General features: G+C 67.7%; 29 protein-coding genes and 1 pseudogene. 20 read left to right on the forward strand and 10 right to left on the reverse strand.

The genetic code is table 11. The features are described 5' to 3' along the window. Positions 1-207 precede the first annotated feature (207 nt). From AC3WLZ_RS17615 to AC3WLZ_RS17625, 3 genes and pseudogenes are all read left to right on the forward strand, one after another. Positions 208-972 (forward strand): annotated as a pseudogene (locus AC3WLZ_RS17615) (IS256 family transposase); the annotation flags it as partial. 219 nt (positions 973-1,191) lie between these two features. Continuing rightward, positions 1,192-2,418, forward strand: a complete 1,227-nt coding sequence (locus AC3WLZ_RS17620; protein ID WP_005052857.1) for an IS110 family RNA-guided transposase — start codon at positions 1,192-1,194, stop codon at positions 2,416-2,418. A 76-nt stretch (positions 2,419-2,494) separates the two neighbouring features. Then, complete coding sequence (locus AC3WLZ_RS17625) at positions 2,495-3,001, forward strand: transposase (RefSeq protein ID WP_492471009.1); 507 nt, start codon at positions 2,495-2,497, stop codon at positions 2,999-3,001. Between the two features lie 43 nt (positions 3,002-3,044). Here AC3WLZ_RS17625 and AC3WLZ_RS17630 read toward each other — a convergent pair whose 3' ends face one another. Further along, a complete protein-coding gene (locus AC3WLZ_RS17630) occupies positions 3,045-3,260 on the reverse strand; it encodes a helix-turn-helix domain-containing protein (protein WP_005055296.1) in 216 nt (71 codons plus the stop codon). A gap of 471 nt (positions 3,261-3,731) precedes the next feature. Here AC3WLZ_RS17630 and AC3WLZ_RS17635 point away from each other — a divergent pair, with 471 nt between their 5' ends. Then, a complete protein-coding gene (locus AC3WLZ_RS17635; RefSeq protein WP_005055297.1) occupies positions 3,732-4,025 on the forward strand; it encodes a hypothetical protein in 294 nt (97 codons plus the stop codon). A 271-nt stretch (positions 4,026-4,296) separates the two neighbouring features. Here AC3WLZ_RS17635 and AC3WLZ_RS17640 read toward each other — a convergent pair whose 3' ends face one another. After that, on the reverse strand, positions 4,297-4,950 hold the full coding sequence (locus tag AC3WLZ_RS17640) for a GNAT family protein (protein WP_005055300.1): 654 nt from the start codon (positions 4,948-4,950) through the stop codon (positions 4,297-4,299). 162 nt (positions 4,951-5,112) lie between these two features. On the opposite strand from AC3WLZ_RS17640, the gene AC3WLZ_RS17645 reads away from it, so the two are divergent. Continuing rightward, complete coding sequence (locus AC3WLZ_RS17645) at positions 5,113-6,195, forward strand: IS110 family RNA-guided transposase (RefSeq protein ID WP_492469184.1); 1,083 nt, start codon at positions 5,113-5,115, stop codon at positions 6,193-6,195. A 287-nt stretch (positions 6,196-6,482) separates the two neighbouring features. Here AC3WLZ_RS17645 and AC3WLZ_RS17650 read toward each other — a convergent pair. Continuing rightward, positions 6,483-7,326, reverse strand: a protein-coding gene (locus AC3WLZ_RS17650) for an IS5 family transposase (RefSeq protein ID WP_241186004.1) whose coding sequence is annotated in 2 segments (ribosomal slippage) — positions 6,483-7,019 and positions 7,021-7,326 — 843 coding nt in all. Because the reading frame shifts where the segments join, the coding sequence is not laid out codon by codon here. Positions 7,327-7,717: 391 nt separating this feature from the next. Further along, complete coding sequence (locus AC3WLZ_RS17655; protein WP_492469184.1) at positions 7,718-8,800, reverse strand: IS110 family RNA-guided transposase; 1,083 nt, start codon at positions 8,798-8,800, stop codon at positions 7,718-7,720. Positions 8,801-8,969: 169 nt separating this feature from the next. Here AC3WLZ_RS17655 and AC3WLZ_RS17660 point away from each other — a divergent pair, with 169 nt between their 5' ends. After that, positions 8,970-9,551, forward strand: a complete 582-nt coding sequence (locus AC3WLZ_RS17660) for an ABC transporter permease (RefSeq protein WP_005052801.1) — start codon at positions 8,970-8,972, stop codon at positions 9,549-9,551. Between the two features lie 22 nt (positions 9,552-9,573). Here AC3WLZ_RS17660 and AC3WLZ_RS17665 read toward each other — a convergent pair whose 3' ends face one another. From AC3WLZ_RS17665 to AC3WLZ_RS17690, 6 genes are all read right to left on the reverse strand, one after another. Then, complete coding sequence (locus AC3WLZ_RS17665) at positions 9,574-10,740, reverse strand: amidohydrolase family protein (protein WP_045245739.1); 1,167 nt, start codon at positions 10,738-10,740, stop codon at positions 9,574-9,576. 54 nt (positions 10,741-10,794) lie between these two features. Next, a complete protein-coding gene (locus AC3WLZ_RS17670) occupies positions 10,795-11,700 on the reverse strand; it encodes a phosphodiesterase (RefSeq protein WP_005052799.1) in 906 nt (301 codons plus the stop codon). 18 nt (positions 11,701-11,718) lie between these two features. Further along, positions 11,719-12,549 carry a tyrosine-protein phosphatase gene (locus tag AC3WLZ_RS17675; RefSeq protein WP_005052798.1) on the reverse strand — a complete coding sequence of 277 codons (831 nt, stop codon included), beginning with the start codon at positions 12,547-12,549 and terminating at the stop codon, positions 11,719-11,721. After that, positions 12,546-13,379: an extracellular solute-binding protein gene (locus AC3WLZ_RS17680; protein WP_005052797.1), complete on the reverse strand. Its 834-nt coding sequence runs from the start codon at positions 13,377-13,379 to the stop codon at positions 12,546-12,548. Before AC3WLZ_RS17680 ends, AC3WLZ_RS17675 begins: the two co-directional genes overlap by 4 nt. 102 nt (positions 13,380-13,481) lie before the next feature. Then, positions 13,482-14,072 carry an SIS domain-containing protein gene (locus AC3WLZ_RS17685; protein ID WP_005052796.1) on the reverse strand — a complete coding sequence of 197 codons (591 nt, stop codon included), beginning with the start codon at positions 14,070-14,072 and terminating at the stop codon, positions 13,482-13,484. Further along, positions 13,988-14,404, reverse strand: a complete 417-nt coding sequence (locus tag AC3WLZ_RS17690; protein ID WP_165801295.1) for a MurR/RpiR family transcriptional regulator — start codon at positions 14,402-14,404, stop codon at positions 13,988-13,990. Before AC3WLZ_RS17690 ends, AC3WLZ_RS17685 begins: the two co-directional genes overlap by 85 nt. A 117-nt stretch (positions 14,405-14,521) precedes the next feature. On the opposite strand from AC3WLZ_RS17690, the gene AC3WLZ_RS17695 reads away from it, so the two are divergent. The 14 genes from AC3WLZ_RS17695 to AC3WLZ_RS17760 all read left to right on the forward strand — a co-directional run bounded on the left by AC3WLZ_RS17695 (position 14,522) and on the right by AC3WLZ_RS17760 (position 22,794). Further along, positions 14,522-14,872 (forward strand): hypothetical protein, encoded by a 351-nt coding sequence (locus AC3WLZ_RS17695; RefSeq protein ID WP_005052795.1) that lies wholly within the window; start codon positions 14,522-14,524, stop codon positions 14,870-14,872. Between the two features lie 480 nt (positions 14,873-15,352). Then, on the forward strand, positions 15,353-16,123 hold the full coding sequence (locus AC3WLZ_RS17700) for a hypothetical protein (RefSeq protein ID WP_217316627.1): 771 nt from the start codon (positions 15,353-15,355) through the stop codon (positions 16,121-16,123). A gap of 11 nt (positions 16,124-16,134) precedes the next feature. Continuing rightward, positions 16,135-16,584 (forward strand): hypothetical protein, encoded by a 450-nt coding sequence (locus AC3WLZ_RS17705; protein WP_062633397.1) that lies wholly within the window; start codon positions 16,135-16,137, stop codon positions 16,582-16,584. Between the two features lie 281 nt (positions 16,585-16,865). Next, positions 16,866-17,327, forward strand: coding sequence for a hypothetical protein (locus tag AC3WLZ_RS17710; protein ID WP_005051901.1), 462 nt, complete (start codon positions 16,866-16,868; stop codon positions 17,325-17,327). An 11-nt stretch (positions 17,328-17,338) separates the two neighbouring features. Continuing rightward, complete coding sequence (locus AC3WLZ_RS17715) at positions 17,339-18,616, forward strand: hypothetical protein (RefSeq protein ID WP_005051902.1); 1,278 nt, start codon at positions 17,339-17,341, stop codon at positions 18,614-18,616. Positions 18,617-18,652: 36 nt separating this feature from the next. Next, entirely contained in the window at positions 18,653-18,895 is a 243-nt protein-coding gene (locus AC3WLZ_RS17720; protein WP_005051904.1) for a hypothetical protein, read from the forward strand. Positions 18,896-19,059: 164 nt separating this feature from the next. After that, complete coding sequence (locus AC3WLZ_RS17725; protein WP_062633405.1) at positions 19,060-19,359, forward strand: hypothetical protein; 300 nt, start codon at positions 19,060-19,062, stop codon at positions 19,357-19,359. A 47-nt stretch (positions 19,360-19,406) separates the two neighbouring features. Then, positions 19,407-19,628: a hypothetical protein gene (locus tag AC3WLZ_RS17730; RefSeq protein WP_005052790.1), complete on the forward strand. Its 222-nt coding sequence runs from the start codon at positions 19,407-19,409 to the stop codon at positions 19,626-19,628. A 71-nt stretch (positions 19,629-19,699) separates the two neighbouring features. Continuing rightward, on the forward strand, positions 19,700-20,116 hold the full coding sequence (locus AC3WLZ_RS17735) for a hypothetical protein (RefSeq protein ID WP_043341034.1): 417 nt from the start codon (positions 19,700-19,702) through the stop codon (positions 20,114-20,116). Positions 20,117-20,187: 71 nt separating this feature from the next. After that, positions 20,188-20,469 (forward strand): hypothetical protein, encoded by a 282-nt coding sequence (locus AC3WLZ_RS17740; RefSeq protein WP_043341033.1) that lies wholly within the window; start codon positions 20,188-20,190, stop codon positions 20,467-20,469. Next, a complete protein-coding gene (locus tag AC3WLZ_RS17745; protein WP_005052783.1) occupies positions 20,466-20,747 on the forward strand; it encodes a hypothetical protein in 282 nt (93 codons plus the stop codon). The genes AC3WLZ_RS17740 and AC3WLZ_RS17745 overlap by 4 nt, the downstream gene beginning before the upstream one ends. Next, positions 20,744-20,872 carry a hypothetical protein gene (locus tag AC3WLZ_RS17750; RefSeq protein WP_005052780.1) on the forward strand — a complete coding sequence of 43 codons (129 nt, stop codon included), beginning with the start codon at positions 20,744-20,746 and terminating at the stop codon, positions 20,870-20,872. The genes AC3WLZ_RS17745 and AC3WLZ_RS17750 overlap by 4 nt, the downstream gene beginning before the upstream one ends. Positions 20,873-20,982: 110 nt before the next feature. Further along, a complete protein-coding gene (locus tag AC3WLZ_RS17755) occupies positions 20,983-22,386 on the forward strand; it encodes a hypothetical protein (protein ID WP_005052778.1) in 1,404 nt (467 codons plus the stop codon). Between the two features lie 84 nt (positions 22,387-22,470). Next, entirely contained in the window at positions 22,471-22,794 is a 324-nt protein-coding gene (locus AC3WLZ_RS17760; protein WP_005052776.1) for a DUF3846 domain-containing protein, read from the forward strand. The last annotated feature ends 4 nt before the right edge of the window (positions 22,795-22,798 follow it).

Genomic DNA, 22,798 nt, shown 5'->3' on the forward strand with positions numbered 1-22,798 from the left:
CTGACGCACAGGGGGCGGCTGGACGATCTCACCGAGTGGGCGCATGGTTTCACCGGCCGGGCCCAGTCGTTCCCCGGCTACCGGGCCTGGAGTCCCGCGGGGTGGTGGTCTTTCGGGCCCGCGGCGTCGTGACCGCGACGGGGTGAGCCATCGTGCGATGGTCAGTGAGAACGACCAAGAACTCACACAGAAAGACGACACCGCACGATGGCTCTTGACCAGTCTGCCCTCCTCGAGCTGCTCGGGGAACTGAAGCTCACCGGCACCACCGACCGCATCCGAGCCGCGACCGAGCGGCTCTACCAGGAGCTGATCGACGCGGAGACAGCCGCATTCATCGGCGCCGCCCCCTACGAGCGCACGAGCGAGCGCACGACTACCCGCAACGGTTCCCGGCCGCGGGTGCTGTCGACCACGGCTGGGGATCTGGAGTTGCGGATCCCGAAGTTGCGGCAGGGGTCGTTCTTCCCGTCGCTGCTGGAGCGGCGCCGCCGGGTCGACCAAGCCTTGTTCGCGGTCGTGATGGAGGCCTACCTCCACGGCGTCTCAACCCGGAAGGTCGATGACCTCGTCAAAGCGCTCGGCGCTGACACTGGCATCTCGAAGTCCGAGGTGTCCCGCATCTGCCAAGGGCTCGACGCCGAGGTCGCATCGTTCCGCGACCGCTCGCTGTCTGACATCGCCTACCCCTACGTGTTCCTCGACGCGACCTACTGCAAGGTCCGCATCGACCACCGTGTCGTGTCCCAGGCGGTCGTCGTCGCGATCGGCGTCGCCGCTGACGGGCGGCGGGTCGTGCTGGGCTTCGATGTCGGAGACAGCGAGACCGAGGAGTTCTGGAAGCAGTTCCTGCGCTCGTTGAAGACACGAGGTCTGGGCGGGGTGAAGCTGGTGATCTCCGACGCCCACGCCGGACTGAAGAAGGCCGCAGCGACCGTGTTGCAGGGCGCCGCCTGGCAGCGCTCACTCGTCAAGATGGTTAGTGGCGGGATCGTCCCGCTGGTTCATCCTCACCGTCGGGAGAGGACCTTGGCAGCGTGACCTTCGAGGTCCAGCGGCAGACCTGTCCCTCCCGGCGGTGGCGGATTCCGACTGGCTAGTGGGAGTCGTGCCCCGACAGCGGGAGCACCTGAGTGAGCGTCCAGAGGGGTCCGTCACGAGGCGGGCCTCGTCTTCGAAGGAGAAGCGCTCATGCCAGACCTCAACTTGCCAGCGTGGCCGGTATTCGCCGGCATCGACTGGGGCGGTGAGAACCACCAGCTCTGCGTTGTCGCGCCCGACGGGAAGCGGCTACTTGAGACACGTGTCAGTCACGACGTCGCCGGGCTCCACCAACTCGACCTGCATCTGAACGGCTTCGGGCGGCAGGTCCCGATCGCGATCGAACGCTCCGAAGGTCTCCTCGTCGAGCACCTTCAAGCGACCGGGCATGCGGTGTTCCCCGTGTCTCCGCGGATCTCCGCGAGGGCGCGGGAGCGTTACAAGGTCGCTGCGGTCAAGGACGACCGGTTCGACGCGTTCGTACTCGCCGACACGCTCCGCTTCGACCATGCGCACTGGCGCCCGCTGTCGGTCCCGTCACCGCTGCTCGCCGAGATCAAGGCACTCACACGGGACCGGGACCGGCTCCTCGAGACGCAGCAGGCGACGGAGAGTCAGTTGCGGATGATCCTCGAGGCCTACCACCCCGCACCCGTTCGGTTGTTCTCGTCCGTCGACCGGCAGATCACGCTGTCGTTCGTAACGGACTATCCGACACCGGCGAACGCGTCCCGGGTGAAGACCACCAGGATGGCAGGGTTCCTTTCCCGACACCACTACACCGGCAGAGTCCCCGCGCAGACCCTCGCGGACCGGATGAGACAGAACCTGCTCTCCGGCTCGCCAGGAACGGTCGCGGGCAAGAGCTTCTCCGCTCTCGCATTCACCCAGGTGCTGCAGCTTCTGAACACGCAGCTCGCCGAGTACGACGACGCAATCGCCGCAGCCACCGCGGAGCACCCGGACGCCCTGATCTTCGCCAGCTTTCCCGGCATCGGCCCCGTGCTCACTGCGGTACTGCTCGCCGAGATCGGTGAAGACCGCGCAAGGTTCCCGCAACCTGAAGTGCTCCTCGCCGAAGCCGGCCTCGCCCCGGTCACCCGCTCGTCGGGCAGGTCCCGGTCGGTCAGGTTCCGCTACGCCGCGAACAGCCGCCTCCGAGAAGCCACCATGTGGTGGGCGTTCAACTCCATCAAGATGTCACCCTGGGCGGCCGCCGCGTTCCGCGACGCCCGGGACCAGAAAGGCCAGCGCTACCACCGCGCCCTCCGCGGACTCGCCGCACGCTGGACCCGCATCCTCTGGCGCTGTTGGACCAACCACGAAACCTACGACCCCGCCCGCCACGGCTCAGCCGCACTGATCACCGCCGCCTGACCGCGCGCTTTCGACACCCCCGCCCGACACTCGGGGCCGAGCGGCGCCTTCAGCGCGCCCACGCAAACACACCAAGATCTGCACCCAGTTGACAGTGGGAGTCTGCCGCGTCCACTTCATGCGCAACGTCCTGACCGCCCTCCCGAAGGGCCGGCAGGAGATGGTCGCCAGCGTGATCCGCACGATCTTCGCCCAACCCGACGCCGAGCACATCGATGCCCAGTTCGACGAAGTCGTGCGCATGATCGAGCGCGTCCACCCCAAGACCGCCGTGATGCTCACCGACGCCCGTGACGACATCCTCGCGTTCAAAGCGTTCCCCGCCCGGCATTGGCGACAGATCTGGTCCACGAACCCGCTGGAACGCCTCAATCGGGAGATCAAGCGCCGCACCGACGTCGTTGGCGTGTTCCCGAACAACGCCGCCCTGCTCCGCCTGGCCGGCTCCGTCCTCGTCGAGCAACACGACGAATGGGAAGCCGCCGACCGCCGCTACTTCTCCGAAGCCTCCATGACCGAGCTCACCGCGACCACCCCCACCATCGACGAGGCGGTGATACTCCCCGAGATCACCGCCGCCTAAACTAACGACAGCTGATCATCGCAACGAAGCGAAAGACCACCACTCAAACGGACGCGGCCGATTCCAACGCGATGTGCAGCACCGTGTCCGTACTGACTTTGAGTCGGTAGACCGCTCGCTCAAGCCGCAACCGGCGCAGGTGCGCTTTCGGGTTCTCACCCACGACCGCACGGAAGACGCGGTGAAAGTGATGCGGCGAAAGACCAGCGACCGCCGCGATCTCGGCGAGGGTCACCGGCTCCTCGAGACGCTCCTCCATCCAGTGAAGTGCCCGGCTCACACGTTCCGCATGCCGCTGAGCGGTGAGTGGAAGGACGACTGAGGACACGCTTCGAATCTACGAGCGCCGGTCAGTCGGCGTCTCGACGTTTTTTGCGAATCCCACCGAAGCGACTCGCCCCAATGCCCCGAAAGGTCCATATGGACATCGCGTAGACATCTCCCCTGCGAAATGGACAACTCGGAGCGTGACATCTGTAGGAACCGGCTGACGATGAACTGCTGTCGGTCGTCAGAACTGGTCTGCGAGCGCCCTCCGCTGCGCATCCCAATCGAAGTCCTCCAACGTTTTGCGAGCCGGTAACCCGGCGGCCTTGATCCGCAGCTCTGCGCCCGAAGCGTTGCGCGCCGTGGTCTTCCGCGTGAAGGAGCCTGAGTGGGACACTTCTTCTGAGGGCCACCTGTAGGGATCGCTTTGGGGTCGTCGACCGCGCATGAAGGGAGAACCGTGATGACTGGGGATGAAGTGTTCGACACGATCGCTCACGAGATGACTGCGCTTGACGGTGTGTCACGGAACCACCGCGGCAGTCTCATCGTCTCGGGAAGCAGCAGTGGCGCCGTGCGCGCCATGACCAGCGGCGGGCAGGTGGTGGTGAAGCTTGACCCAATGCGCACGGCGGCTCTCGTTGACGCCGGCGTCGGGACACACTACAAGGGTCAGAAGAACGCGTGGCTCCAGCTTCCGGCCGACCTCGACTTTGATCACGTGCGCGGTCTCATCCTCGAGGCGCTGACTGCATGAGAAACCCTTCTTGATTGATGGTCCTGTCCCCTGGTGTGGTGGAGGATCCGGCCGGGTTGTCTTCGTCGTAGACGTTGGTGAGCCATCGTGGTGATAGTCAGTGAGGGCTCGTCGGATCTGATCGACGCGGGAAGCGACCGTGTGGATCGTTGCCGCTCCGCACGATCTCACCACGGAGCGCACCGCCCGCCGCAACTGGACCCGCCCGACGACGCTCGCCACCTGGCCGGGGAGGTCGACCTGAAGGTTCCCAAATACCCGGGGGCGTGACTCACGCCTCGAGGTTCTCGGTCCCGACGAACGCGTTGTGACGCCAATAGATGTTGTCCCGGAAGTGCGCAAACCCGACGCTTTCGTACGACGCAGCGACCTTCTTTCGGGAGCGCCGAAACTCGATCTCGGACAGGTGCTCCCACGGCACCGGTTGCGCGCGGAGAACGATGAGAGTCTCCCTCCCCGTGCCGGTCACCGTCTCCACCAGCGTCGTGAGCAGACGTGGACCAAGGCGCTGACCCCGGTACGGTGGCTCCACAAAGACGCCCTCGACGATCACGAGCTGCGACACCTGCTCGCCAACCAGCGGATCGCGGGAGTCGAGCCACTCGAAGACGTTCTCATCACCGAGAATCGACTCGGTGATCTCGAATGCTTCGCCGCCTACTTGATCGAACACGTCAACGACGTCACCCACCCGGTCGAGGTCGACGGTGTACGCAGTAGCGCGCGCGATGACACGACGCTCCGGCTCCCCCTCGTCGTCGTCATCGAAGATGTACAACGTCGCGTCAGCGGAGATCTTCGCGACGCCCGACGGCAACTCCGTCCAGTTCACGGAGTCCGGTACTCCGACCAGTGGCCGCGTGACCTTCACAATGCACTCAATATCCGTGAGGTCCACGTCAAGTCGCGCAACAACAGCAGACATACTCACCCCTTCAACAACGGATACGCGGCAACGGCATCGTGCCGACAATACCCGGGCGCTAGACGCTATGAGTGGTTGAGCCTGGGGCCTCCACTCGCGTAGACCGTGGGTTGCGGGCCGGTGTTCCGGCTTGCCGAGCCACATACGTGAGGGAGGCCCCAGTTGATATCTGAGCGTACGAGTGTCGGGCTGGATGTGCACGCGCGAAGCGTGGTCGCAGCCGCGATCGATGAGCGAACCGGGGAGCTCGTGCAGCGACGCATGGGTTCCGACATCGAGGAGATCGTCGCCTGGGTGACGGGTCTTCCGGGGCCGGTCGCTGCGACCTACGAGGCGGGGCCGACCGGATTCGGGTTGGCGCGCGCTCTCACGGCTGCCGGAGCGCGGTGCGTGGTCGCGGCTCCGTCGAAGCTGCAGCGCCCGGTGGGCGACCGGGTGAAGACCGACGCGCGGGATGCGGTGCATCTGGCTCGGCTGCTGCGGTTGGGCGAGGTCGTCGAGGTGGTGGTCCCGAGCATCGAGGCGGAGTCGGCCCGGGATCTGGTGCGGGCTCGGGAGGATGCCCGCGGGGATCTGATGTCCGCCCGTCACCGGGTCAGCAAGCTGCTGCTGCGGCAGGGAATCCAGTACTCGGGCGGGAAGGCATGGACCGTCGCGCACGACGGGTGGCTGCGATCCCAGCGGTTTGAGCTGGTCGGGTTGCAGGCCGCGTTCGACGCTGCCTACGAGGCGATGATCCAGGCCGTCGACCGCCGTGACCGACTCGACGCGGCGATCGCACGCATGGCCGCGGACAGCGAGTTCACCGACGTCGTGAACAGGCTCTGCTGCCTGCGCGGAGTGTCCACGCTGACCGGCTTCGCTCTCGCGGTCGAGATCGGCGACTGGACCCGGCTGGACGGGCACCGCATCGGCGCCTATGTCGGGCTGACCCCGTCAGAGTCCTCCTCCGGCGCGTCTCGCGCACTGGGCGGGATCACCAAGACCGGCAACAGCCACGCCCGTCGCCTGCTGATCGAAGCGGCCTGGCATCACCGCCCCGTCTACCGTCCCACCTCACCGGTCATGCGCGCCCGCTGGGACCGGGCCAGCGCCCAGGCGAGAGCCCGCGGGCATGCCGGCAACCAGCGTCTGCACGACCGGTGGGTCAGGTTCCAGGCGCGCAGGAAGCGCAGCGTCGTCGCCAACGCCGCGATCGCCCGCGAGCTGGCCGGCTGGTGCTGGTCCCTGGCCGTCATGACCTGACCCCGGCCCTGAGCTTCCGGCCGCCGACGGTGGTGACGGCAGCGTCCGGGCGACTCGCGACACGCCCTATGAGCAACCCGCCCAGCAGGCCACGCTCGATCTCTAGACTCGCGTGAACGCCCCGCCGAACAAGCCGTCATGCGGTAACCAACCCGCGCATATCAGAGTGACAACGCGTCGAACACGACACGCGCGTCACCACCCGACACGACCGGAACGAGCGGACGCCGCAGCCGACGGGCACGGCGTCCGCTCACCCCTGCCCCTTGACAAACCCCACTCCCATATCAGGGCGTGTCTCTTAAAGCCTTGAGCCAGATGGTGATGGCGCGTAGGACGACGCCGCCGCGATAGGTCAGGGCGAGTTTGTCGTAGCGGGTGGCCAAGGCGCGCCATTGCTTGAAGATGTTGAATCCGCGCTCGACGACGTTGCGGCGCTTGTAGGCCTCGGTGTCGTAGGTGACCGGGCGACCACCCTTGGCGCCGCGGCGCTTGCGGTTGGCGATCTGATCATCGCGTTCGGGGATGACGGCCTGGATGCCGCGCCGGCGCAACAGCTTGCGGTTGGCCCGGGAAGAGTAAGCCTTGTCACCCAGCGCCCGGTCGGGCCTGGTGCGTGGCCGGCCCCCACCCAGGCGCGGTACCCGCAGGGCGTTCATCACGTGCTCGAACATCGGGGAGTCCCCGCCCTGCCCGGGCCCGAGCAGCATCACCAGCGGCCGCATGTTCCCGTCGCACAGGTGGTGGATCTTCGTCGACAGGCCGCCGCGGGAGCGGCCGATGGCGTGATCAGGCGGCTCGATGCGCAGATTCGTGTAATTCGTCAGGTCCCCCTGTGTCCCGGGGCAGGTTGGTGGCGTGCTGATGGGCGCGGTTGATCGTGGAGTCCACCGAGACTTCCCAGTCGATCAGCCCGGCGGCGTCGGCATGGGCCAGCAGGACGCTGTGGATCTTGTCCCACGTCCCATCACCGCTGAAGCGGCGGTGCCGCTTCCACACCGTCTGCCACGGCCCGAAGCACCCGGGTAAGTCCCGCCACGCGATCCCGGTCCGGTAGCGATAGATGATGCCCTCCACCACGGTGCGATGATCGGCGAACGGCCGACCACGACGCCCCTGCGAGGACGGCATCAACGGAGCAATCAGCTCCCACTGCGCATCAGTCAGCAACTCCGTTCGAGACACACACCGAGCGTTCCAGCGACCAGCCCAAACCTTTGGGAGACACGCCCTGATATGGGAGTGGGGTTTGTCAAGGGGCAGGGGTGAGCGGACGCCGTGCCCGTCGGCTGCGGCGTCCGCTCGTTCCGGTCGTGTCGGGTGGTGACGCGCGTGTCGTGTTCGACGCGTTGTCACTCTGATATGCGCGGGTTGGTTACCGCATGACGGCTTGTTCGGCGGGGCGTTCACGCGAGTCTAGAGATCGAGCGTGGCCTGCTGGGCGGGTTGCTCATAGGGCGTGTCGCGAGTCGCCCGGACGCTGCCGTCACCACCGTCGGCGGCCGGAAGCTCAGGGCCGGGGTCAGGTCATGACGGCCAGGGACCAGCACCAGCCGGCCAGCTCGCGGGCGATCGCGGCGTTGGCGACGACGCTGCGCTTCCTGCGCGCCTGGAACCTGACCCACCGGTCGTGCAGACGCTGGTTGCCGGCATGCCCGCGGGCTCTCGCCTGGGCGCTGGCCCGGTCCCAGCGGGCGCGCATGACCGGTGAGGTGGGACGGTAGACGGGGCGGTGATGCCAGGCCGCTTCGATCAGCAGGCGACGGGCGTGGCTGTTGCCGGTCTTGGTGATCCCGCCCAGTGCGCGAGACGCGCCGGAGGAGGACTCTGACGGGGTCAGCCCGACATAGGCGCCGATGCGGTGCCCGTCCAGCCGGGTCCAGTCGCCGATCTCGACCGCGAGAGCGAAGCCGGTCAGCGTGGACACTCCGCGCAGGCAGCAGAGCCTGTTCACGACGTCGGTGAACTCGCTGTCCGCGGCCATGCGTGCGATCGCCGCGTCGAGTCGGTCACGGCGGTCGACGGCCTGGATCATCGCCTCGTAGGCAGCGTCGAACGCGGCCTGCAACCCGACCAGCTCAAACCGCTGGGATCGCAGCCACCCGTCGTGCGCGACGGTCCATGCCTTCCCGCCCGAGTACTGGATTCCCTGCCGCAGCAGCAGCTTGCTGACCCGGTGACGGGCGGACATCAGATCCCCGCGGGCATCCTCCCGAGCCCGCACCAGATCCCGGGCCGACTCCGCCTCGATGCTCGGGACCACCACCTCGACGACCTCGCCCAACCGCAGCAGCCGAGCCAGATGCACCGCATCCCGCGCGTCGGTCTTCACCCGGTCGCCCACCGGGCGCTGCAGCTTCGACGGAGCCGCGACCACGCACCGCGCTCCGGCAGCCGTGAGAGCGCGCGCCAACCCGAATCCGGTCGGCCCCGCCTCGTAGGTCGCAGCGACCGGCCCCGGAAGACCCGTCACCCAGGCGACGATCTCCTCGATGTCGGAACCCATGCGTCGCTGCACGAGCTCCCCGGTTCGCTCATCGATCGCGGCTGCGACCACGCTTCGCGCGTGCACATCCAGCCCGACACTCGTACGCTCAGATATCAACTGGGGCCTCCCTCACGTATGTGGCTCGGCAAGCCGGAACACCGGCCCGCAACCCACGGTCTACGCGAGTGGAGGCCCCAGGCTCAACCACTCATAGCGTCTAGTCGCTTTCCAGGAGAACTGGCTCTTCGCGCGGATGGCGAGCGACGTCTTGCCGAGTCTTTCCAGGATGATGATCGGGTTCATCGGCGCTGTGGTCATCGGCGTGGTCGTGGGGTTCGTTCTCGGTCAGGCGCACCGCCTCCAGGCGATGTTCGCACCCGTGCTCGAGTTCCTGCGCGCGATCCCTGCGGTCGCGTTGATTCCCCTCGTCATCATCGTGCTGGGCCTCGACGACACCGCGAAGGTGATTCTGATCACCTTCATCTGCCTCTGGCCCGTGCTCCTCAATACCGAAGCTGCAATCAGAGGAATGGACCCCGGACTGCGCGAGACCGCCCGGGTGTACGGCATCCACTGGTTCCGCTACGAGTTGCAGGTCGCACTTCCCGCGGCAGCTCCGCAGATCTTTGCCGGAATGCGCACGAGTCTTTCGCTCGCGCTCATCATGGTCGTCGTGAGCGAGATGATGGCGGGAGGCAACGGGATCGGCGTCTTCGTTCTTCAGTCGCAGAGGTCGTTCGCGATCACGGACATGTGGTCGGGCATCGTGCTCATCGGGATCTTCGGGTACGTGTTCAACCTGCTGCTCATCGTCGTCGAGAACCGGGTGCTCGCGTGGCACCACGGCGCGAACACCGCCGTGGAGTGACACCGCGGTCGAGAGGACGCCCTCACACCTCGATGCCGCCGCACCACACACGCAGAACGCGACGCGCGGCAGCGATGTCGGTGAGCGGATCGCCGTCCACCAGCACGAGGTCGGCTCGCAATCCGGGGGTGATCGCCCCCCGATCGTCGAGTGAGAACGCGTGCGCGGCCGTCGAGGTGGCAGCGCGCAGCGCTTCGGCTGTTGACAGGCCGGCGTCCACGAGCAGAGCGAGTTCGTCGTGCATGCTCTCGCCGTATGGCGGCATTGCCCGTTCGAGGAGCCCGATGTAGGCGTCTTCGTCGTGCATGCTCTCGCCGTATGGCGGCGATGCCCGTGTGAAGGACCCGATGTAGGCGTCGGTGCCGGCCAGGACCGGAACGCCCGCGGCATGCATCGCGCGCGTGCTCTCGTGGGCGTGTGCATAGCTCACACCGGGAACGCCCGCTGCGGTGAGATTCGCGGCGACGCCTTTCATCATCGTCAAGGTCGGGATGAACACCGTGCCCTGGGCGAGCATCGTCTCAGCCGTCGCATCGTCGAGCGCGCGGTCGAGTGGAGCATGGGTGATCATGTCGGCCCCCGCAGCGAGGCTCATACGCACAGCTTCGTACAGGGCTGCGTGCGCGATGACCTTGAGCCCCCGCGCGTGCGCAGCAGCCACGAGTGCATCGAGCACGTCCTGGGTGGGACCGGGCAGATCGGCGATGATCTTGATGTAATCCACCCCGTCTGCCACCTGCACCTCGACGAACCGCTCCGCCTTGTCGGGGGAATCGACCAGCGCGACGTCCGGATAGGTCGGAATGCGGCTGTGCGTGCTGCCCTGAGATGTCGCCGCCATGCCGGCGGTGCGGAAGTCAGCGACTCCCCTCAGTCCCCGCAACGACTGGAACTGTGATGCGGGCCATGTCGCCATGTCCAGGCCGGTGGTGACACCGTACGTGGCGAGCGTCTCGAGGGACTCGCGCCCCTTCAGGTGCATGTGACAGTCGATCAGGCCAGGAAGGAGCACCGTACCTTCCGCGTTGACGACAGCGGCACCGACGACGACCGCATCCGCTGATACGTCACCGATGCGCCCGTCGGGCTGGACGACGACCGTCGTGGGGGCGCTCAGACTGTGTCCGTCGAAGACCCTGGTGTTCGTGATCGCGGTCGCAGAGACTGCGCCGAGCGTGGAATCCGTCATGAACTGCTCCGTTCGAGGAGATGTAGATACGAGACATTATTGTTCACGGGCTGACTACTCTCCCGCCGACGCGTTGACGGCGGCGAGCTGCTCGTCGGGGGTCATGTTCATGAACGCCTCGAGCATCTCGGGAGTCATCTCGTAGACGGTCGGGAACTGCCCGATCGGCACGACGGAGTGCAGCACCCGGTCGCCGTAGACGTGCACGAGGTTGTAGGACTGGCCGCCGTCCTGGCCGCGGGCACCGGGGTAGGCGACGGCGAGGTCCTGCGTGTAGCAGGTCGCCGACGCGACCGACACGGGCACGCCCGCGAACGTGCTGGTGGTCGAGTAGTGCAGGTGACCGCCCAGGATGCCGCGCACGTCGGTGCCCCGGATGACCTCGGCGAGGCGCTCCTGGTCGCGCAGCTCGACCAGGGCGATGAGCCCGATCGGGCTCGGCACGGGCGGGTGGTGCAGCGCGATGAGGGTGCCGTCGGGCGCGGGGACTTCGAGCTCGCGGCGCAGCCACGCCAACTGCTCGTCGCTGATCTCGCCGTGGTGCTGCCCGGGCACCGTCGAGTCGAGCGCGATGATGCGCAGACCGTTGACGTCGTAGACGCGGTCGACGGGCTCGGACTGGTCGGCCTCCTCGTCGAGCAGGCCGCGGCGGAACGCGACGCGCTCGTCGTGATTGCCCATCACCCAGATCACCTGGGCACCGAGCTTCTCGGCGGCGGGCTCGACGATGGCCCGCAGGCGCTCGTAGGCGTCGGGGCGGCCGGTGTCGGCGAGGTCGCCGGTGAACACGATCGCTTCGGGGCGGGCGTTGGCCTTGGTGAAGCCGTCGAACAGCTCTGCGAGGTTCTTGTCACTGTCGATGCGCTCGTGCAGCAGGTCGCCGTCGCCCACGAAGTGGGTGTCAGAGACATGCAGGATGAAGTGCTCGGGAGCGGGATGCTGGCTCGCGATGTGCGACATGGTGTGTGTTCCTTCCGATCAGACCGCGGTGGCGGCGGGGTCGATGATCACGGCGGTGAGACGCTCGAGCTCGGTGGGGGTGAGTCCGTGGGCGAGGAGGTAGGCGCTGATCGACCCGTGCTCGCGGTCGATGCGCTCGAGCAGCGCCTCGAGCACCTCGGCGGGGCTCTCGGTGATGAGTTCGACCATTCCCGCGGTCAGTTCGATGCCGCGCTGTTCGAAGACGGCGGTCATCGCGTCTGACCACTCGCCGCGCAGGTTCTCGGCGGTGGCGGCGTAGTCGGCCACGACGTCGTCGCGGTCGACCCCGGCGGCGGCGAGCGCGAAGGCCACGACGAGACCGGTGCGGTCTTTGCCGGCGGTGCAGTGCACGAGCACCGCGTCGTCGTCGTCAGCCGCGATGATCACCCGGATCGCGTCGACCAGCTGCGCCCCGCGCTCGTCGACGATGTGGTCGTAGACGGGCACGAGTCCGACGTGCGTGGTGGCCTGCGCGGCCGGGTCGGCGTCGTCGAACACGGGCAGGTGGTGCACGGTGACCTCGAGCCCGTCGACCGCGCTCGGCGCTGTGGCGCGCTCGTCGCCGCCGCGCAGGTCGATGATGTGGGCGACGCCGATCTCGGCCAGCCGGTCGCGACCGGTCGCGTCGATGCGGTGCAGAGCATCTGACCGCAGCAGCTTGCCCCACCGGCTGGTGCCGCCGGCTGCACGGTAGCCGCCGGTGTCGCGCAGGTTGTAGAGGCCGGCCACGGCGTGGCGACGCTCACGAGGCGCCGCGGTCGCGGCATCCGGCGACGAAGCGGCCGCGGCATCCGTCGCCGAAGGCGTCAGGTCGAGGTCGATGGTCATTCGATCAGCCCCTGCGCGCGCTCGGCGGCCTCGGTCATAGTGGCGGCCGGGTCGGCGCCGTAGAAGACCGCGTCTTCGATGGCGGTGGCGAGCACCTGGTCGACCTGGGCGTAGCTGTCGCCGGGGTACGACACCCACGGCTCGAGCGCGTCGAGCTGCTCGAGGTTGGGCTTCACGAGCGGGTTGGCTTCGACCCAGTCATAGAGCGGTCCGCCCTCGTCGGCCATGCTGCTGCGCAGCGGTAGGTACCCGATCTGGGTCGAGATGATCTCGTAGGCGCGGGGGCTGGTCATGAACTGCATGAGCTCCCACGCGGCGGCCTGCTTGGCGGGGTCGGTGGCGAACATCGCGAGGAACGAGCCCGAGTTGGTGGGCACGACCGCCTGGTCTCCGAACGCGGGCAGGGTGTGAGCGTCGAGGGTCCAGCCACCGGCCTCGGCGCCCATCATGAACGCGCCCTGCAGGGCCGAGCTGTTGACGTGGATCGCGGTCTTCCCCTGCGCGAACGCCTCGTACTGGCTGGTGAAGTCCTCGTTGGTGAGCACGCCGTCCTCGTACATCTCGGTGAAGGTCGCGACCGTATCGATCGCGGCGTCCGAGCCGAACTCGATCGTCGTGCGGTCATCGCTCAGCACCTGGGCGCCGTTCGAGAGGAAGAGGCCCTGCATGCACCAGCTGCCGCCGGTGATCACGCACGACGCGCTCATCGAGGGGGCACCGGTGGACTCGGTGATCTGCGCGGCGGCGTCTTCGATGATCAGGTCGATATCACTGACGGCGGCGGTGCTCTTGAAGGAGCGACCGACACCAGAGAGCTGGATCGTTCCCATGAGTCGCCTTCTGCAAGCGACCTGACGAACCGGGGCCTTCCCGCGAAATCCGCTTGCAGAGCTATTGCAATCGAGGAAAGTGAATTTCCTGCAAACGGAGTGTCAACGCCCATCGCCGTGGTCGATAACGTCTGGCACGTCGGATGCCTCGGCGTCGGAGCCGTCGTCGGCGACGATGTCGAGCACCTCTTCGCGCACCGCGAGGCGCGCGCGGTCGGCGGCGTCGCTCATGCGGTCGGCGACGGCGATCTGCAGGGCGTTGAGCACGAGCAGCTGTACGAGCCCGCTGCCGAGAATGCCTTGATCCCACGCCTGGAAGCGCGCACCGGCGACGAGCAGGTGGTCGGCGCGGGTGGTGAGCGGGGTACGGGCGAAGCTCGTGACCCCGATCACGGTGGCGCCGGCGTCGACGGCGGCGTCCGCAACCGCGAGGGTCACCGAGTTGGCGCCACTCGAGCTGACGATGAGGCACACATCACCGGGGGCGAGCACGCGGGCGGTGAGGTGGGCGACCACGCCGTCAGCGGGCGCTTCGCAGGGCCGGCCGTTGACGGCGAACGCGACGGCCGACGCCTGGGCGGCGGCGTGCGAGGCGCCGGTGCCCGAGATCAGCAGGCGCGGCGCGCGGGCGATGGCGTCGGCAGCGGCGTCGAACGCGACCGGGTCGATCGAGGCGAGCGCGGTCTGCAGCATCCCACCCGCCCCTCGGCCAGCCACCGCAGAAAGCCCTCGGTGCCGGCGGGTGCGTCGGGCGCGGCGGTGGCGTCGGCGGCGAGGTCACGCACGAGCAGCATGCGCAGGTGCTGAAAGCTGCGCAGCCCCAGCGCCTGGGCGGTGCGGCTGACGGTGGCCGGCGACGTGTTGGCGGCTTCGGCGAGGTCGGCGCCCGACATGTCGACCACGTCGTGGGGTCGCTCGGCGCAGATGCGGGCGACGCGCTGCGCGCTCGGTACGAGCGACGGCAGGATCGAGAGGATGTGGTCGATGGTTCCGCCGAGCGGCGGCTCGTTGAGGGGCGAGTTCATGTAGCCGGTGATCACCTTTCGGGTTCGCCGCACATCGTATGGGCGCAATGCGACCACGACCCCAACCATAGGTGAACGCAGCGTTCATCGCCTCCGCTATCCGCGAAAGGCAATTTCATGACCTCCCTGCGTCCGCTCGAGCTCCCGAACAGTGCCATGCCCGCAAGGAAGTCGGCCAAGGGTGACTCGACCGAAGACGCCCACCTCGAGCGCCGCGATGGCGCCTACGATGACCGTCCGTGCGAGCCAGAGCCACGTGATCTGTCGATCCCGGCGGTCAAGCGCTCGAACGTTCCGCACGTCGATGTTCCGCTGGCGGGGGCGCCGGGGCAGCAGACACCGGTAACCAACGACGCGAAGAAGCCTGCCACGACGATGACGCCCGCAGCGCGGAACCAGAGGGCGGGGGCGACGCGCGAAACTGATCCTGCTCATGGCCCGATCAGACCGATGGCCACTCAGACGTGAAAGGGGAGACATCGCGTAGCCGCGATCCAGCAGAGAAGCTGAGGCGCTGTGAAACCGCCGCCCACATGATCGCGACGGTCGGCCGGCGTCCGAAATGTCCATATGGACATCGCGTGGACATTTCAACTGCGAAATGGACATTTCAGAAAGATCCCTACAAGATCGACGCTTGACCCGCACGCAGAAACCCCCTACTCTGTGAATGTCACATTCACTACTAACTGAGTAGAGGGAGACCCCACAGACCCACAGCCAGGGGAACCGCGCAACGCCGTTCCCCTCCCAGGGACAGGCGCCACACCGCAGCCTGACGAGCGCTCGCCGCGCTCTTCGCTCCGTCCCTCACGGCGACCGCCGTCCTCCCAACCAGGTCGCCGCCGCGGGGGCGGCTCCGTGACATAGCCGCCCCCGCACCTTCCCCTTCATGTCCGCGAAGAGAACGATCCGCGGCCTATACCCACAGACGCATCGGAGGATCCCATGGACAGCATCGACACCACCGCACCGGCAGACTGGCACGACTTCTACGTCGACCCCTTCCCCGGCCGCAAGGGCTCCGAGCGGATCACCGACACCTGCGGCAAGTGCATCGGCACCGGCCTGTACACCGGGCCCACCCACTTCACCGATGGCCACGGTCGCCCGATCTGCTTCGACTGCCACGGCACCGGCACTCGCAGCCGGCTCGTCAGCAGCGCTCGCGCCACCGCCCGCGCCCACGCGAAGGCGCACGCCGAGCACATCGACACGACGCGCGCGATCACCGCCCGTCGCGCTGCCTTCGAGGCCGAGCACCCCGGCCTGCGCGACCAGCTCACCGAAGCTCATCTGAGCATCCGGGAGGGCAACCCGCTGCGCGAGAAGATCGGCTACCTCCTCGACTCGCTCGAGGACTCCACCGGCACCCTCGACGCCGATGAGGTCCGCACTGCCCACGAGCTGCTCGAGCAGCTCGAGCGCGAGCTGGCAGCGCGCCGCCCCGTCCCCACGGGACGCACCCTCATCCAGGGTGAGATCCTCGCAACCAAGACCACCGACACCCAGTGGGGCATCACCGTCAAGATCCTCGTCCAGGGCGAAGGCTGGCGCGTGTGGGGCACCAAGCCCTCCGAGATCTCCTCCGCGACGCGCGGCGACGTCGTCGCATTCACCGCAACCGTCTCCGCCTCGGACGACGACGACAGCTTCGGCTTCTACTCCCGTCCCACCAAGGCGCACATCATCGCCGTAGGCATCCGCCGCACCGCATGAACGAGCGCCTCATGAACAGCCGCACCAGCCTGACGATCTACCCCGCCCACGACGAGCGGTCTCTGCATCCGCCGGCGCCGATACTCGTCGACGAGCACTACTTCGTCCGCTCCGGGCTCGAGCAGCTCCCCGCCCGCCTCATCGGGTTCAGTCCTGCCGGCGCGATCGCCATCACGGCATGGGTCCACGACGTGTTCCGCTCCCCCGAGCTCGCACGCGATCTGTACCCGACCTTCATCATCGCCGGCCGCGTCCACGCCCACCCAATCCCTGCTGCCCGAGTCACCGTGCGCGAGCCCTCCGGCGTCGTCCAGGTCGTCATCACCGACCCGCGAGGCAAGCGATACCGCCCCTACCTCGGCGAAGACCGCGACGTCGCCGACCGCATCGCCGCCGCCTGGGGTTCCCACCGCGGCTACTCAGCCACCGTCGAGCAGATCACCCCGGCGGCTACCGCCTGACCACACGATCGGAGATCACCATGCGCTGCCTGATGTGCGAAGAGCCCACCACCATGTACATCCCATCCGACGACGTCGATGGCGTCGGACTGCACAGCTGCGGCGCGTGCGGCTTCGAGATCGAAGCGCCTCGTGATGAGCCCATGCGCACCGTGCCCGCCGACAGGCAGCGCTCTCGACTTTCGGCGACGACGACGACGACGGTTGCGAGAACGCTGCAACCTCTCTAGTATCAGTGAATGTCACATTCACTACTTTCTGATTGATTGAGGAGATCGCCCATGAGCGAATCGGCAGAGACCGTCACTGAGGATGTCGTCTACGTCGGGCGCAGGCAGGCGGGCAATGGCAAGCTCGCGCACTGGTACCGCACGCTCGTCGACGGCGAGATCTCCGACAAGGAGCTCGGCTCGTACAAGCCGTACACGTCGGCGCCGGTCGGCGCGATCATCACGATCACTCGCCCGATCGACGAGCCGAACTCGCTCTACACCCGCGGGCTGCATGCGCCACGGATCACGGGCGCCTATGCCGACCGCGCGGCCACCGACGAGTGGCGTGTGACCGATCAGGCCGAGGCGCAGCGCGACGCGAACGAGCGGCGCGTCAAGCGGGATCTCGACGGGCTGCCTGCCGAGTTCACCGCAGCACTGGACACCCTGGGCGCGCACTTCTCCCGCCTCAACTCTCCGCAACGGGCGGCGCTGTTGTCGCTCGTCACCGCGAAGCTCCTGCGCTACTGAGGCCGAACGTGATGTCCACCCTCGACCTGCTCGACGACAGCTTCCCGCACGGCACCCCGGACGGGTACCGCCGCGGATGCCGCACTGCAGCGTGCCCCGCGCTCATCCCCTGCCGCACCATCCACACCCGCTATGCCGGCGACTTCTCCTTCGCGAAGCTCATCGACGCCGGCACGCCCCTTGCGGAGATCCTCGAGCGCGACGCAGCCGCACGCGACCAGTCCCGGCAGCGTGACAAGATCGCCGCTCGAGAAGAGCGCCGGGCCGCGGCCGAAGCCACGCAGCCCCGCCGACCCAAGCAGGCCTCGAAGCGCACACCGACAGCACGGCCCGCCCGCCCGCCGAAGACGGCGCCGCTGAGGATCGCGACCCCGCGACCGACGTTGCTGAGGACGCGCACGCATCCTGGCTATCAGTGGATCGACAAGGCCCGCCTCGCGGCCGAGACGCTCCCCGTCGAGCGTGCCAGCACGTTCGCGGAGACGGTCGACGGCTACGAAGCAGCGCTGGATCGTCACGTCGACGAGCTCGCACAGTGGCGCAGCGACCACCGGGATCTGCGCGTCCAGCTGCGTTCCGCGGTCGAGACGCTCAAGACGGCCACCATCGCCGCCGGAAGCGGCCTATCGGTCGGCGGCGTGATCGAGCGTGCTCTGCAGGACGCCACCGCCAGGCATCAGGCAGCAGTCGACGAGCTCGCGAAGCATGATCGCCCGGCACCGCCGGCCAGGCCGCGGATGCCGCGGCCGCAGACCCCGCGGGCCCCTCGCGTCTCCCGACCGCGGCAGCTGCAGCCGCACGGCACCAACGCCTGCCGGGCGCGTGGCTGCGATCGACCGGAGTGCATCGAGGCGGGCCGCGAGTATCACCGGCAGTGGATGGCAAACCGGAAGGAACAGAGCATCCCGGCCGAACACCACGGGACCGCCTACGGCTACCAGCTCGGCTGCAAGGACCGAGATCAATGCCCTGCCGAGATCTCCTGCGCCGACGCATCGCTGACCGAAGAGCGACGCCGGCGGCGGGAAGCCGGCATCGCCCCGCAGGCCCCGCGCGTGCCCGCTGACCCCGTTCGCCGGCACGTCCGACAACTGATGGCCTCCGGCATGACCATCCTCGAGATCGCCGACCGAGCGCAGGCCTCCAAGACCGGCGTGAAAGTCCTTCTCTACGGCCGCTCCGGCGCTCGTAAGGGAGAGCTGCCGGGCGAGATCGAAGCAGCGAAGGCGCAGCGGCTCCTCGCGCTGCAGCCGACCGCCTCCGCTGCGCAGCTCGCACGTTCCGCCTGACATCGACAGCTCAACCGCCGCAAGAAGGCCCCGCCGTTGAACTGGTCGCAGCGGGTCACCATGCGGATGATCGCCGATGGCCGGTCCCCCTCCGGTGGCGCCAGCTACCTCGATACGACAGGCCTGGGGATTCCCGGTGGCACCATCCAGTCTCTCCGCAGGCGCGGTCTGATCGAGCGCTACTCATGGGTCGAACCCGGCTGGGTGCTCACGAAAGCCGGCGTCGATGCCATCAACAGTGGCGCGTGTGACGAACCCGACAGCAGCATCGACGACTAACCTCACCGATCTTCGCAACTCGGGTGTCCGCGAACAGCGCCAAGACCGGCCTATACCCAGCAAGAAGGGCCTGCGGCACAGTCAGGCACGGGGGTTCCCCTACCAGACTCGCAGGCGTATAGTCAGTGAATGTCACATTCACTATTTGATTGAGGAGACAGGCCATGACCATCACCCAGGCCGCAGCCCCCACGGGCACCGCGGTCACCATCGCAGGAACCGTCCGCACACCGCTCACCCTCGTCCGCCGACTCACCGACCGTCAGGCGCGCGTAGGGTTCCGCGTCGAGACCGACGCCGGCTCATACAACGTCCACGCCAACGGGATCCTCGCCGAGATGCTCCGGCTGACGACCCACCGCGGCGACCGTGTAATCGTCCACGGCCCGGCTGTCACGTTCAGCCACCCTGCCCAGACCATCCCCGACCTCGAGGCCGACAGCGTCGAGCTCGACCTCCGCTGACCCACGACGAGGATGGACACCACGACGCATCAGCAGGAGAGAACCCCATGACCCGCATCTTCCACGTCAACGGCAAGCCCGTCGACGTCACCGACGCCGCCGCGGTCCAGGCACTCACCGCGGACGAGTACGCCGACCTGCTCGCTCAGACCCTCAACGACACCGACGCGACCGACACCGAGATCGTCGGACTGCGCCAGGACCAGCCCGACGCCGGCACAGGGTTCATCATCACCAACCCGCCCAACGAGAGCGGGAGCGAGCGATGACCGAGCGCCGGAACAACACAGCCCATCGCCGCGGCGTTGGTGTCCGCAGCGCGGAGGCTCGACGATGCCCCGTGTGCGGACGCGGCGCCGCGCTGGTGAGCGTCACTCCCCGCCCGCTCACGCCAGAGGAGACGACCACCTACTGCCGGTGGGACGACTGCACCTATGCGCGGGTGGTGCCCTCTTCGAGTGATCTGTCGCGGCTGCGAGACGGCACACATGCGACTGCGAGAGCGATCGCCGACGCCGAGGCTCGCGGAAGGATCGACGACGCTGCGAATCAGGTGCTGATCGACCGCCTGTACCCGCCGCTCGATTCGACCGGTCAGCCGTGGCGGAGCGCGTTCGATCATGCGCGCCAGGAAGGGCACAGCGAGGCCGAGGCATACGACTTCGCAGACGAGTACGCGGCCTACGTGGAGGACCGGCAGTACGAGATCCGCGATCCTGACCTGCCGATCCCGTCCCCGAGCGAGTACACGCGATGACCGGGCGTGAGAGTAGTAGGGATCGGCATCAGCGCACGCTGAGCGAGTGGACAACTCGCGCAATCCGGAGCATGTTGCGTTCCTCGGACCCGGCCACCGCCTTCGCACAGCAGGACGGGGTCATCAAGGATCGCATCAGGAACGAGCTCGGTCAGCACCGCCGCGCAACGCTGAGGGTGATCCTGCCGATCGTGCTGCTCGCTGTCGGCGTGGTGATCGTGGTCCCCGCCCCGATCGTGCTCCTGCCTCTTGCCGGCATTGCGGTGGTCTTCGTCATCATCGTGCGAGAGGACCGACTGGCCCGCCTGCACGAGGCGATCCAGCGTGTGGACCCCGACGAGGACACCCGATGAACGAGGCATCGCCGACCGTCACGCTGGACGTGCGCGCAACGATCGTGCGCACGATCCAGCAGCACACGGACGAGGCGGACGAGGAGGCCGGCTACATCGCGGACGACATCATGGACGCGCTGAGCCTGGGCAGCGAGCTCACGGTGACCGTCCCCAGGCTGCGGCGCCGCGGCGAGCACGAATGGCCGTGCGCGCTGTTCTACGTCGGGAACTGGAACGGTTCGCGGCCGCGTGCACGGTGCAGTTGCCCGCCTGCCGAGGCGGGAGCCGAAGGATGAAGGATCCCCGCCAGCTCTCCCAGGCTGAGCTCGACGAGTACCTCGACCAGCTCGTGCGTGACGGCGACGATGACAGCCCGGAGTTTCACCGCGCCTACCAGGTGTGGGAGGAGCTCAACGGCTGACGTTTGACCATGCCGCCCTCATCGGGGCCCTGCCGACCGGCGGGGCCCCGATTTCTGTCCGCGAACACCCCCAACCCCGGCCTATACCCAGCAGACGAACGGGAGAGGCCATGTGCGACGACATCGACCACGGAGGGCGGCGGTGCCCGTCGTCGACGGCCGAAGGGCAGCGGCGTCGCCGCGCCGAGAAGCGCGAGCGGAACGCCGAGAAGCAGCTTGAGGCCTTCATCGGCGCGACCCCGTTCCGGCCGGTCTCGGGCGAGCTGATGCGGATGAGCTCGCGCCCCAGCTATTGGGACACCGACGAGTGGATCGAGTACGAAGACACCCTGCGCGCGGCCGCGGAACGTCACGGGATCGAGATCTCCGAGCTGCAGCACGCGGACGGGCTCTGGGAGGGCACGTCGGAGCCTGCAGGCGCCTACATCGTCCACGCGGACAGCTTCGAGCAGGTCACCGACTGGGCCGGCGAGCTGGCGGGGCGGTATGAGCAGGACAGCATCATGGCCGGGTACTTCGACGCTGACGGCCCCGACCGGGTCTACAGCTTCGCCGCCGGCACCGGCTCGCAGCAGCAGGTCCAGGAGACCCTCGACATTCTCCGCGCCGCCGGCGCACCGGGAGGCAGGCTCTATGACGGCAAGCTCGAGATCGCGGAACCCGCCGAGTATCCGCTGCCGGCATCCGCCGTGAACGCGATCGCCGCCCGTCTCGGAACAGAACCCACCTTCGCTCGAGCGCACGTTGCCTTCGTGCCCGGCAACGACAGCTACCGTCACCACCAGCCGATCAAGGAGATCCAGTCGCTCAGAGAGCGGTACGCCGATGCGCACGGTTTCCCACAGCGCACGCCGATCCCCCGACTGACCGAGCTCGACGACATCGCTGCAGCGAGGGCATACGCGGCCGCACCGCACGAGCCCGCGCACCCGCAGGTCGCCCGCTCCTACCGATCACTGCGGCAGCACATCGGCGCTCAGTGGGACATGCTCACAGAAGCCGGCTACACCTTCGAGCCCTGGCACGGCGAGACCGAGCAACCCTACGCCGACTCTGCCGCGATGCTGGCCGATCTCCGCGAGAACAAGCACCTGTTCTACTTCCGCACCGAGGTCTCGCAGCACAGCGAGGGGGCCCTTCCGCCGGATCATCCGATGGCTCGCAGCGTTACGGTCACCCTGCCCACGGGCGAGCGGGCGCCGATGCTCGCCAACGACGTCTTCCGCGCCGTCCACGACGCGATCGCGCACAGCGAGGGCCACCAGTTCGGACCCTACGGCGAGAAGCGCGCCTGGTGGACACATCGTGCCTGCCTCCCCCGCGAAGCGCGGCTCGCGCTGTGGTGCGAGACGCGCGCGCAGAACTGCTGGACCAACGCCGGCCCCCACATGACCACGGAGGGGGAAGCCGGGCATCCCCGGCTCATTCGGCGAAGGGAACCGGGTTGGATGCCGCTGAGTGAACGCCCCTATGCGCAGCAGAAGTGCTGCCGCGTCGACTCAGCACTCCTCTAGTCCACGGCGGTTGACGAGGGTACGTCGCCCGCGTACCATCAGTGAATGTCACATTCACTACCGTTCTGATCTGAGGAGGACTCCATGACAACGGCCATCAAGATCACCCCCGCTGGCGAGATCGACACCATCCGCATCGACGAGCTGCCCGACTACCAGCGCGAGATCGGCGGCTGGGTCGCAGAGCTCCGCCTGACCAACGGCCACGCACTGCTCGTCGACGAGGAAGCCGGTCTCAAGGTCACAGAGCCGAACCTGCTCGCCTCGCTCTACCTGACCGAGCACGGCCGCAGCGCACTGCTGTTCAGCACCGCGCTCATCGTCGGGCTGCACCCCAGGACCGGTGAGTGGATCGACGTCGCCCCCGACGTCGACGAGCAGCTCCGCGCGATCGCTGCGCAGATCTGACCTC

The sequence above is a fragment of the Microbacterium sp. FW305-3-2-15-F-LB2 genome, from assembly GCF_058787255.1.